8 protein-coding genes are annotated in these 11,599 nt (G+C 46.5%); 4 read left to right on the top strand and 4 right to left on the bottom strand.

All coding sequences use genetic code 11. The features are described from left to right. From QUB35_RS36595 to QUB35_RS36580, 4 genes are all read right to left on the bottom strand, one after another. A partial coding sequence (locus QUB35_RS36595; protein WP_333147614.1) for a DUF4347 domain-containing protein occupies window positions 1–3,608 on the bottom strand: 3,608 nt, incomplete at its 3' end. 399 nt (window positions 3,609–4,007) lie between these two features. After that, the gene (locus tag QUB35_RS36590) at window positions 4,008–4,886 is read right to left on the bottom strand and encodes a 3'(2'),5'-bisphosphate nucleotidase CysQ (protein ID WP_333147612.1); all 879 of its coding nucleotides are present in this window, start codon (window positions 4,884–4,886) and stop codon (window positions 4,008–4,010) included. Window positions 4,887–5,273: 387 nt separating this feature from the next. Continuing rightward, window positions 5,274–6,398 carry a cupin-like domain-containing protein gene (locus tag QUB35_RS36585; RefSeq protein ID WP_333147610.1) on the bottom strand — a complete coding sequence of 375 codons (1,125 nt, stop codon included), beginning with the start codon at window positions 6,396–6,398 and terminating at the stop codon, window positions 5,274–5,276. A 229-nt stretch (window positions 6,399–6,627) separates the two neighbouring features. Beyond that, window positions 6,628–7,488: a sugar kinase gene (locus QUB35_RS36580; RefSeq protein ID WP_333147608.1), complete on the bottom strand. Its 861-nt coding sequence runs from the start codon at window positions 7,486–7,488 to the stop codon at window positions 6,628–6,630. A 105-nt stretch (window positions 7,489–7,593) separates the two neighbouring features. Here QUB35_RS36580 and rsmI point away from each other — a divergent pair, with 105 nt between their 5' ends. From rsmI to QUB35_RS36560, 4 genes are all read left to right on the top strand, one after another. Then, window positions 7,594–8,475, top strand: coding sequence for a 16S rRNA (cytidine(1402)-2'-O)-methyltransferase (gene rsmI / locus QUB35_RS36575; protein ID WP_333147606.1), 882 nt, complete (start codon window positions 7,594–7,596; stop codon window positions 8,473–8,475). Window positions 8,476–8,558: 83 nt separating this feature from the next. Further along, complete coding sequence (locus QUB35_RS36570) at window positions 8,559–9,782, top strand: glycosyltransferase (protein ID WP_333147604.1); 1,224 nt, start codon at window positions 8,559–8,561, stop codon at window positions 9,780–9,782. A gap of 411 nt (window positions 9,783–10,193) precedes the next feature. Further along, window positions 10,194–11,354: an FAD-dependent urate hydroxylase HpxO gene (gene hpxO, locus QUB35_RS36565; RefSeq protein ID WP_333147603.1), complete on the top strand. Its 1,161-nt coding sequence runs from the start codon at window positions 10,194–10,196 to the stop codon at window positions 11,352–11,354. 58 nt (window positions 11,355–11,412) lie between these two features. Continuing rightward, window positions 11,413–11,599, top strand: a 187-nt coding sequence (locus QUB35_RS36560; RefSeq protein ID WP_333147601.1) for a hypothetical protein, incomplete at its 3' end; no start/stop codon positions are given.

Genomic DNA, 11,599 nt, shown 5'->3' with positions numbered 1-11,599 from the left:
TCGACTATAACTGGTGTTGGTGTCGGTGTCGGCGGCGTCGGCGGCTCGACTATAACTGGTGTTGGTGTCGGTGTCGGCGGCGTCGGCGGCTCGACTATAACTGGTGTTGGTGTCGGTGTCGGCGGCGTCGGCGGCTCGACTATAACTGGTGTTGGTGTCGGTGTCGGCGGCGTCGGCGGCTCGACTATAACTGGTGTTGGTGTCGGTGTCGGCGGCGTCGGCGGCTCGACTATAACTGGTGTTGGTGTCGGTGTCGGTGTCGGTGTCGGCGGTGTCGGTGCAGTGTCGTTATCTGCGATCGCCACTGTCACCCCTGGAACCCCAATCCCATTATACTTAGCATCAGTGCTACTCACATTGTGAGTGATATTACCGCTGTGCGCCCCTTCCAGAATTGTATCGTCAAAAGCTTTCACCGTAAGGGTTTGAGCGACACCCCAATTTTCCGCAGTGAAAGTCACAGGGGCGAGCGCCTCTATCTCATTACCTGTTGTGAGAGTGATAGTTACAGGGGCGATCGGCTCCGACGTTAATTTGAGCGCATAACTGCCATTCGCACCGCCTTCAGTAGCAGTTGTTGCCGTGGGAGTAATAGAAACACCAGCCGTATCATCGTCTTTATTGCTGAGGCTAACATCCGCTACATCTTTGTTGTTGTAAATCGGATCTGTACTAACAGTAGCCGCCGTGAGAATCTTGTAGCCAATATTGCCGTCAACAATGCTATCGTCAACCCCTGTTACTGTCACCGGCAGCGGTGTATTCCAGTTAGCAGGAGTGAAAGTTAAGCTATTAGTCGAAACTGTTCCTTCTGCAACATTGTCACTGTTCAAACCGATAGTCACATCAGCGATTGGCTTAGTATTCAAAACCACAGTAAAGTTAGCCTTTGTGCCAGATTCACCAGTAGTTAATCCCGCCGTCGGATTCACCGTAATTCCCGGAGTTTCATTGTCACTGTTGGTGACGGTGACATCTTCAGGATCGAGGTTAGTGTAATTAACATCGGTACTCACAGCAGCAGCCGTGACAATTTTGTAAGGTTTAGGGCCATCAGCTACTAAATCGTTAACACCACTCACCGTTATTGTTTGCGGTTGATTGTAGTTAGCAGGAGTGAAAGTTAAGCTATTAGTTGAAACGGTTCCTTCTGCAACATTGTCACTCCTCAAACCGATGGTAACGTCAGCAGTAGGTTGAGCGTTGAGTTTGACTGTAAATTCTGCCTTGCCACCAACTTCACTTGTAGTTAATCCCGATATTGGGTTAACTGTGAAACCGGCAGTGTCATCATTAGTAATAGTTGTGGTAGCAGTAGCAGTGGTAATTGTCGGTGTTACGCCTGGGCTGGTGGGATTTGACAGGGTGACGGCAATAGTTTCGTCCGGTTCAACTAGGGTGTCGCCTAATACATCGAGAGTAATAGTTTTGGATGTTTCATCGGCGGCAAAATTAATGGTGCCAGTAACAGCAGTTGCCCCTGAAGTGCCACCGATGTTGTTGTAATCGCTGATGTTTGTAGCTGTGCCGGCGATCGTATAATTGATGCTACTTGCCCCGCCTGTGTTGCCGCTGCGAGTGGCGGTGAAAGTCAGAGGTTTTGTGCCGCTATTGCCTTCAAGAATGCTGGGAGTACCGGCAGCAATGGCATAAGAAACTGTACCGTTTGCTGCAATAGTTAGTGTTGTTTGAGGGGTTGTACCGGCAATGCCTCCGGTGATTGTGCCAAAGTTGAGGATTGCGGTTTCGGCGTTTTCAGGGAGATTGTCGGGTTTGATAGTAAATGCAACATTCTGGGTGAGAGTAGTAGTGCCGGCGGGGAATGTAACAGTAGTAGGCGAAAAGGTGTAGTCTGAATTTTCGGTGGCTGTGCTGCTGGAGTCGATGACAATTGGTACAATTACATCGGCAAAGGGAGTGCCGCCGCTGATGGTGACGGGAATATTAACTACTGTGTCTGTTGTTCCTTCTGTGCCACTGTAAGTTGCAGTACCAAAATTAACTGTATTGGGTGTATTTAGCAGAATTGAGACATCTTTAGAGGTAAAGTTCGGCGTAGCTAAATCCAACTTGCCGTCAGCATTAAAATCTCCCGCTGCGATCGAACGGGGAATAGTTCCTACACTAAAATTGACTGCAGTACCAAAACTGCCAGTACCATCTCCCAACAAGACTGAGACATTGTTATCTCCGCCGTTAGACGCGGATAAATCGGTTTTGCCGTCGCCATTAAAGTCCCCCGCAACCACAGATTCGGGAGATGATCCGACACTAAAGTTGGTAGCAGTACCAAAATTACCCGTACCATCCCCCAACAAGACTGAAACGTTGTTAGAAGCCGTGTTCGATACGGCAAGATCGAGTTTGCTGTCACCATTAAAGTCGCCTGTAACGACAAAGTGATTCCCTGTCCCCGCGCTAAAGTTAACGGGGGCGCTAAAGTTGCCCGTACCATCTCCTAACAAAACTGAAATATTGTTAGTGGCGCTATTGTTCGAGGTGACTAAATCGAGTTTGCCGTCGCCGTTCAAGTCGGCTGTGGCAATAGTAAGAGATGCTCCTGTATTAATGGTAGCGGGAGTGCTAAAGCTACCGGTATCGTCTCCCAAAAGAATTGAAAGGTTGTTGCCACTCAAAGGGGCTGTGGCTAAATCTAACTTGCTATCTCCATTAAAGTCGCCCGCTGCGATTGATCGAGGATTTATCCCTTGACCTAAGTTGGTAGGATTGCCAAAAGTGCCAGTACCTGTCCCCAGCCGGATGGAAATGAAATTGCCATTAGCGCCACTGAGAGGATTCGCTACAGCTAAATCGAGTTTGCTGTCTCCATTAAAGTCGCGCACTGCAATGGAATTGGGAATCTCGTTACCGGGGTTAAATAAGTTAGTAGCAGTACCAAAGCTGCCCGTACCCGTCCCCAACAATATGGAAATATCTCTGGAGTTGAGGTTGAGCACGGCTAAGTCGGAGAAACCGTCGCCGTTAAAGTCGCCCGTACCAATTGATAAAGGAGTGGCCGTCGGGGCCAAACCCGCACTAAAGTTAGTAGCCGTACTGAAGCTGGAGAGAACGTGGTTGTAAGCCGCCAGCACTTCTGGCCGAAATACTAAAGGTGTGGCAATTTTCCCTGATGTTACTTCTAGGAACCAGTCGCCGCCTTTTGCTGCACTTCCGGTGAGGTTTTGCGAAGCAGCAACACTAGCGCCGGTTAACTCACTCAGGCGTTTGACAAATGCTTTACCTGTCTCGCCTGCTGCTACGTTGCACCCGTACAAAAGAATGTGAGGTCGATTGTTGGGGATTGAGTCGGTTCGTGGCGAAAACCACTGCTGTAGAGAATTCCGATCGCACTCTATATCATCTAAACTAAAGCGAACGTCGGCCAGTTGCAAGCTGCCTGGACTGCCGTGAGAAATGATGTGAATGCTGTCAATATTGGTACGAAGAGCTAAAATTTCAGTAATTTGGTCGATCGCATCTTTATTCCCATCCAAAACGACTACTTCTGTACCCGGTTTTATCCCGGCAATCAAACTTTGATAATCTTCAACTTGAGTGTCGATAAAGGCGATCGCACTTGGTGAAACTTGATTATTTAAATTTGGCATACTGCACCTACTGGGGGTTAAAAAAATACAAAAACTCCGCTATTTCGTGACTGGCGTCCGAAACTATCTATCAATTTTTATTTATAGAGACACACCCTTTCTCCGTACAAACCCGGTGAGTCCTCATCTTTTGTCGTAACCATAACAGTTTTTTTACAGAAAATATGTAAATTTTTCTTAAAAAATACCTGGTTAATTAAAATTTTGATAAAGATATGGAAAATACTTAAGTATTATTACTGTAACGAATGCTAGATTGATTTACCACAAATATTTGTGAAACGTAAGTACAATTGTACAGAAATTTCAAACTCAGCAATTTTGATACATACTTTAGGGTGCGTCAGCAATTAGTCGTGCAGAAAATACACTCTTCTAACGCACCTACGAAACTTGTGACTAGCCCAAGGTCCCATCTATCCCCGCTAAAATCTCATCCGCTTGCCCGCACAAAGCAGCGTGACAGCAACCGTTACTCGCCAACAATCCCCCCCACTGACTCACATCTCCCCGGTTATATTGCAAAGTAGAACCGTCAAAACGAGTAAATCGGCCGCCCGCTTCAGTCAAAATTAATTCCGGCGCCGCTAAATCCCAATCTTTAGGCGCAGACTTTCCCGAAAGCGCAATATAAACATCAGCCTTTTGTTCCACAATAGTTGCAATTTTACAGCCGATACTACCGACAGCTATTTGATTTTGACAAGGCAGTTTTTGTAACAATTGATTAAAGCGATCGCCCCGGTGACTGCGGCTGGTTACTATAGATAAATCTGCCACTATATTTCGCGCCGAAACCTGCAATTTGACCGTAGAACCGTCCCGACTTTCCATAAAAGCACCCGCATCGCGGATTGCGTAATAAATCTTTTGCTGTTCGGGCCAAGCCACAACTGCCAATACCGGTCTTCCCTCGAACGCTAAAGCAATGTGAACGGCAAATTCACCTGTCCTGTCAATAAAATCTCGCGTTCCATCCAAAGGGTCAATAATCCAAACCCAACTTTGACGTAAGGGAATTTGACCGTTTTTTTCTAAATAAGATTTGTAAGTTTCTTCGCTGAGATAGCCAAATTCTGCATTCCCTAAAGCCGACTGCAATTCGTCGAGAATGTAAGAGTTGACAGCGACATCGGCGGCGGTGACGGGGCCATCTTTTTTCTCTTGGATGTCGAGGTTAGGAGTGTTGGAATCCTGCCGATAATAGGATTGTAGGATATCTGATGCACTCCAGGCGATCGATCGGGCAATTTCGCTGATTTCTTCGAGAGTTTTCATGAATTTCTTTTTTTTGAACTGCAGATAAACGCCGATTAACGCAGACTTCTGTAGGGGCGGTGCCCCCGTGCCCGCCCCTTACTCGTTCCCAGGCAGAGCCTGGGAATGCCTACCCGGAGGCTCTGCCTCCTTCTTCCTGTTTACTCGTTCCCAGGCAGAGCCTGGGAATGCCTACCCGGAGGCTCTGCCTCCTTCTTCCTGTTGGCAAAATCAGGCGCAGAGCTTTCCTTTTCCTATTAGTAGAATCGGAGGCAGAGCCTCTAGATATGCGTTACCAGGCAGAGCCTAGTAACGAGAGAACGAGAGAACGAGACATCTTTTATTCTCTTAGTCCGCGTAGGCGGACTTTGTATGTGTAGCAGCGAATTATATTCGCCAGCTTGATAATTACCAATTAATATGAGGATATTTCCATTCATAATAATTAGGAAACACAAAATTAGTAAACGAAACCGAAATACTAACCTCCAATGATTTTACATGATGCCACCAACCAACAGGAATAAAGATAGCTTCTCCCGGTTCCAAAATTACTTCGATGATTTTTGCATCTCTGTAAAGCGGGTATTTCTCATAATCTGGATTTTCGCCGTCCACCTTGCTGAAAACTCCGACGTGATTGTAAAGCAGAGGTGTTTGCTGCGGAGAAATCAATTTAATTAGTTTGCGACCCGACACTTGAGCTAAAATTAAATTAACTGGGTCATGGTGCAGCGGTGTAATCGTGCCTTTCGGGCCGAACCAAAAGAAAACTCTGCCTTTTGTATCCGTTGGATTGAGGTATTCTGGGAATATTTCAATGTCGTTGAATAGGGGTTTAAATTCCTCTCTTTCAAGAGTTTGGTTATTAGCAACCATGTAGTAGTCGTTGCTAGGCCCGCCCTTGACCACCATGTCTACATATTTGCGGAACAAAACAATTTTTTTGTGATTTTCTATCTTAATTTCGTAATTCGGGTCGGAATTGCGGTTGGCTTGAATTTGTACCTCTGCATTGCCGTATTTTTCTTGCAAATACTCCGGCGTCCACAACTGCAACGCTTTCCAGTTGTGCATGATATTGGTAATAATTACTGGAGTATTTTTGGCGTAGTAATTTTCGAGAAAATACTCTCTGGAAAGGCTGCTTTTGCGTTCGATTGTGCCAAACTTGGAAGACAATGCAGCTAATTGATTGTTAATCCTGAGATGCGATTCTAATTTCTGCAATAACTGCACGTAATGGCTACCTGCTTGGAAGTAGGGATGAGAGGATATTTCCCTCACTTCTGCGGTGGCTGTTTCCGCATCTATGCCGGTATTTATTAAGGCTTGAATGATTTCGGCGTCGGGTTGATTTAATAATTTGTTGGCCGCCACCCACTGTTTCATATTGTCGGGGACTTCTTGTTTGCTTGGGGTGAGTAGATTTGGCAAGTTTTGTGTCAGCCATTCTAGGTTAACTTGCTGTTGTTCTGTTAGGGTAATCCGCAAAGGGGGAAGGGTGATAGTTAGGGGTTGGGTGTCAGACATGATTCGGGTATGTTGTTTTGGGACTGTTTGGTTTGGTTTGAGGTTGTTTTACTAATATAGCAATTTTAACGAACCGCGAAGGCGCTAAGGGCGCGAAGGAAGAGAGGGAAGGAGTTGACAATTTTTGTCAAGGTTGTTATTAGGATTTTAACTTAACAGGTGTTGCGAGTTCAAGTTTTCTAGCTGGGAGGGGTTTTCCCCGGATACTTTGGTTAATTTTAATTGAAAATTAACTCTTATTCATCCAGTCGCGGGTTCCGAAGTTTTTGCAGGAATGGGAAGCGATTTTAGCTGCTGCGGTGAGAGTATCTGTAAAGTTGTTATTTTGCAAAATGTAGTGACAGAAAGCGCCGTGAAAGATGTCGCCGGCGCCTAAAGTGTCTGTGGCTTGGATTTGAGGTATTTCTATAGTGCCGTAAGTGCCATTGCTGAGGTATAAAATTGATTTTTCGCCGCGAGTGATGGCAATATGGGAAATTCCTGCTGCTGACAGGTAAGCAAAGACTTGTTCGGAATTGTCGCAGTTGGGCGGATGAAAGTTATCCGAACATACAGCCCATTCAACGAAAGGCAATATTTCCTCTAATCCGGGTTTCCAACTGCCGCCGTCGAGGACAATTGGAATGTTTTTTGACTTGGCAAGTTGAGCAATTTCTTTGCTGGCTGCGATTTGATGTCCGTCAAGCAGTACAATATTAACTGATGTTAAAATATCCGGGTTAATTGTTTGACTGTCAACTTGCGATTTCGTAGCATTGATGGAAATTACCGATCGATCGCCCGTTGCTTCAGTTACAATAATCGAGGAAACTGGCGGCGAGTGCGATCGCCCTGGTGCCAAATCAATTATCCTGACATTATACTCCGCTAAGTCTGCACGAATTAATTGGGCGATCGCGTGAGTGCCCAAAACGCCAGCCCATACCGCCGCATTCCCCAAATAGCTAAAAGTGACCGCAGCATTTGCCGCCGGCCCGCCCGCAGCAATGGTACAATCAGAAGCAACAACTTTCTGATTTTCACCAGGAGGCTTCTCGGCTAAATAAATTAAATCTAAAGTCGCCAATCCCAAAAACAATCCCGTTTTCATATCTTCTTAAATGTGTGGCATGGGCCTGTGGCATGGGCCTGTGGCATGGGCCTGTGGCATGGGCGTCCCGCCCGTGTCCCATCGTTAAAAAATCCCAATCTTAAAATGCAAGCAAATCCCAATACAGGAACACTTTACATCGTAGGAACCCCGATCGGCAACCTCGAAGACATGACCTTTCGCGCCATCCGAATCTTGCAAACAGTAGACTTCATCGCTGCCGAAGATACCCGCCATACAGGCAAACTTTTGCAACATTTCCAAATCAAAACCCCCCAAATCAGCTATCACGAACACAACCAACAGCAGCGACTGCCCGAACTCCTCGACAAACTGCATTTAGGCAAAGATATCGCCCTCGTCACCGATGCCGGAATGCCGGGAATTTCTGACCCCGGATACGAGTTAGTGAAAGCTTGCGCCGATGCTAATATTAACATTATTCCGATTCCCGGCCCGACCGCCTGCATAGTTGGCATAACTGCATCAGGATTACCCACAGAGAGATTTGTATTTGAAGGATTCTTACCCGTGAAAGGTCAAGAACGCCAACAAAGTTTAGAAGCTTTGCAAATAGAATCCCGCACTATAATATTATACGAATCTCCCCACCGATTGCGACAAACTTTACAAGATTTAGCAAATAGTTTGGGAAGCGACAGACAGATTGTGCTGGCAAGAGAATTAACTAAAATGCACGAAGAGTTTTGGCGTGGTAGTATAGAAAGTGCGATCGAGCTTTACACCAATCGCGAACCCCAGGGAGAATTTACCCTCGTAATAGCCGGCATCCAAACAGCCGCCCCAATATTTTCCGAAGACGCCATTAAAGCAGAATTGCAAACATTAATTGCAGAAGGCATAAGTCGTTCCCAAGCCAGCCGCCAGCTAGCGCAACAAACATCCCTCCCCCGCCGCCAAATCTACCAACTCGCCCTCACAATAGGCGACAATGAATCACTAGAACAACCCGTGGATGACTTGTGAATAACTCTCTTCTCTTCTTCTCTGCGCCCTCTGCGCCCTCTGCGGTTAAATAAAAAAAGCTAGATACTCACACTCAGAATTATATGGTACGCGGAAACTACGATCGACAAAAACCATATTTACGCAACCCCCACATCAACAAACCAATCGCCGAAATCTATGCAGACTTAGACGCCTTTAGCTGGGAGATATTTGAAGACCAACCCCACCGCTTCGATACCGTCAGTTTCTACGTCTTGCTTCCCCCACTATTTTACGAAGGGCGTTTCATCAAAGGAATTTACTTCAGCGAAGGAGTCGAACTCATCAACAAACTATTTCCCCAAATTTCATCAGTATTTTTCTCCTTCACCTATTCCCCCGGAATCTCCTACTCCTGGGCCCCCATAGCTGACGCCTACTCCAGTTTATACAAAAACCCACAGCGAGAAAAGTGGTTTCGCGAAACTTATGTCGATCGCGCCCACAAACCAATCATACCACTGCAAGACACCGACTTCATCAACGAATACTTAATTTCCCCGCGCAACGTCCCCGCCAAAGACATCGACTTGCTAGCCGTCGCGCGAATTTCCGAAGAAAAAAATTTGCCAATCATAGCCAAGGCCTTAAAAGTTTACCGCCAAAAATATCCGCAAAAACCGATAAAACTAACAGTAGTCACCGGCCACGAATTTGATGCTAGCAACCTGAAAACTCTCGACGAGTACGCATTAAAAGAATGGCGACAAGTCGAGGAAATTTTAACCAATCCCTCCGACTACATTAACTTAGTGCCCAGAGTTGACTACTACAGCGAAATACCCACATATTATTCGCGAGCCCAAGCATTCGTCCTCGGTTCCCTCCTCGAAGGAAAAAACCGAGGAATTACCGAAGCCATGAGTTGCAACGTACCAGTAATTTGTTTTGAAGAATTTAACCAATACGCCAGAGGAAACTCGCCAGTTTTCCCGGAAGGTGCGGGTCTTTACGCCAAATTTGACCCAGAATCTCTCGCAGATACTATATATACAGTATTGGAAAATCAAACAGAATTCAAACCGCGATATCAGTATTTAAAGCATTGCGGGCGCAAGAACTTTTTCAATACTTGTATAGACAGTTTTCCTTACTACCAGCACAACATTCCAGACTATAAACCCGGAGATGCGATTAACAATTTGTGGCTGGATTTAGCAGTTCAGCAAAATTATCAAGTTAGTTTGAATAGCTTTTTGTACGGAGGTTCACACCTTTCTCACCTGCGCGGGACAAATACGATTCAGCAAAATCTCGGCGAACTCACAAAGTTTATAGTTGAGTAAGATACCCAAAGTAGGGAAACGGCACTGCCTCATTGGTGTCAACTTAAGTCTAAAACACATGAGGAATATCGCTTTCATTCGAGTCCATATCCCCCTAAATCCCCCTTAAAAAGGGGAGTAGGGGTTGACTTTGAGAAGGCTCTTGTCCCCCCCTTATTAAGGGGGGTTAGGGGGGATCTAAGTTTAATGGTCAAACAGCAATCTGTGACTGGGTTTGAACTTAGGTTGACACCAAAGCCGATCGCAATTTGCCTAAAACCGCATAAATTAGTAATTTACGATACAGTAAAAACAGCCATTATGGTATTATAAAATATAGTTAGTTTCAAAGTTGCGACAGACGGGAAACAAGATTTATTTAACTGTTATGAATTCTAGAAATAAGCTGTCATTCAGCAGGAGAAACACAGAATGCACGACTTAAAAGTTGTCATCATCGGTGCGGGAATTGGCGGCTTAACTGCGGGAATTGCCCTCGAACAAGCGGGCTATGAAGTTGAAATTTACGATCGCGTAAAAGAACTGCGCCCCGCAGGAGCCGGCATCTCCCTGTGGTCGAACGGCGTCAAAGTTCTCAACCGCTTGGGCTTAGGCGAAAACATGGCAAAAATCGGCGGTCAAATGGAGCGCATGGAATACCGCACCAAAACCGGCGAACTGCTGAATGACATCGATTTAATGCCGCTAATTCAACAAGTCGGTCAGCGCCCCTATCCCGTTGCCCGCCGCGATTTGCAGAATATGTTGCTAGCAGCTTTTAAGGGAAAACTCAAGCTCGATAGCAAATGTATTGCCGTTGAAGAAGACACCAGCAAAGTAACAGCAATCTTTGAAAACGGAGACAAAGCGCAGGGCGATTTGTTAGTGGCGGCTGACGGCGTGCGATCGATTTTGCGCACGTATATATTGGGCCGCGAAGTAGAGCCGAAATACGGCGGTTATATCAACTGGAACGGGTTAGTACCCGCAGCGGAAGAACTAGCGCCGAAAAACACTTGGGCGATATATGTCGGCGAGCACAAACGGGCGTCAATGATGCCAGTCGCGGGCGATCGATTTTACTTTTTCTTAGATGTTCCCTTGCCCAAAGGTACTCCCGCCAATCCCGACAATTACAAAGCCGAACTTAAAGAACATTTTAAAGGTTGGGCCGAACCCGTGCAATTGCTGATAGATACTTTCGATCCAGCAGCAGTGGCGCGGCCGGAAATTCACGACGTAGGGCCGATCGACAGCTTCGTTCGCGGTAGAGTGGCTTTGCTGGGAGATGCGGCCCACGCCACCTGCCCGGATCTCGGCCAGGGAGGCTGTCAGGCGATGGAAGACGGGCTGGTACTCAGTAACTACCTTTTGAGTACGAATTTGGGCGTAGAATACGCGCTCAAACGTTACGAAACCGAGCGCAAACAGCGGGCGAATGCAGTTGTTGAAAAAGCCCGACAGCGCGCGGAACAAATACACGGTAAAGATCCAGTTGTAACAGAAAAGTGGTATCAACAATTAGCGTATGAACGGCCGACTGATGTCACAGATGCGATCGTCAAAGTCATCTCAGCAGGCCCGCTACACTAATACAAACAGATAATTCCCAGGACACAGCAGTGTTGTGTCCCTACTCATCCCTCATATCATGTCCGATCGATTAACCATAATATCCCGGTTGGGGCGGGTTTTTGAGATTGTCAATTCTTGGCAAGTATTGTTGGTGAGGCGAGCCCCTACGAAAATCGCGGTCGATCGGTTAGAGAGTCGATGGCAGGGTGTCCCCTACCATCTCTCCTACAAAACCGTGCTTGCGACTTTCACCGCACACGGCT

This window comes from Microcoleus sp. B13-B6 (assembly GCF_036705405.1).
In the GTDB taxonomy this organism is placed as follows: domain Bacteria; phylum Cyanobacteriota; class Cyanobacteriia; order Cyanobacteriales; family Microcoleaceae; genus Microcoleus.
The sequence above is the reverse complement of the archived record's forward strand: the minus strand, read 5'-3'. Positions and strand labels throughout refer to the sequence as shown.

Bases quoted from the DNA above. Each gene is read 5' to 3' on its own strand.
- QUB35_RS36580 (WP_333147608.1), bottom strand. From the start codon at position 7,488: ATGAAAACGGGATTGTTTTTGGGATTGGCGACTTTAGATTTAATTTAT.
- QUB35_RS36590 (WP_333147612.1), bottom strand. From the start codon at position 4,886: ATGAAAACTCTCGAAGAAATCAGCGAAATTGCCCGATCGATCGCCTGG.
- QUB35_RS36570 (WP_333147604.1), top strand. From the start codon at position 8,559: ATGGTACGCGGAAACTACGATCGACAAAAACCATATTTACGCAACCCC.
- rsmI (WP_333147606.1), top strand. From the start codon at position 7,594: ATGCAAGCAAATCCCAATACAGGAACACTTTACATCGTAGGAACCCCG.
- QUB35_RS36585 (WP_333147610.1), bottom strand. From the start codon at position 6,398: ATGTCTGACACCCAACCCCTAACTATCACCCTTCCCCCTTTGCGGATT.
- hpxO (WP_333147603.1), top strand. From the start codon at position 10,194: ATGCACGACTTAAAAGTTGTCATCATCGGTGCGGGAATTGGCGGCTTA.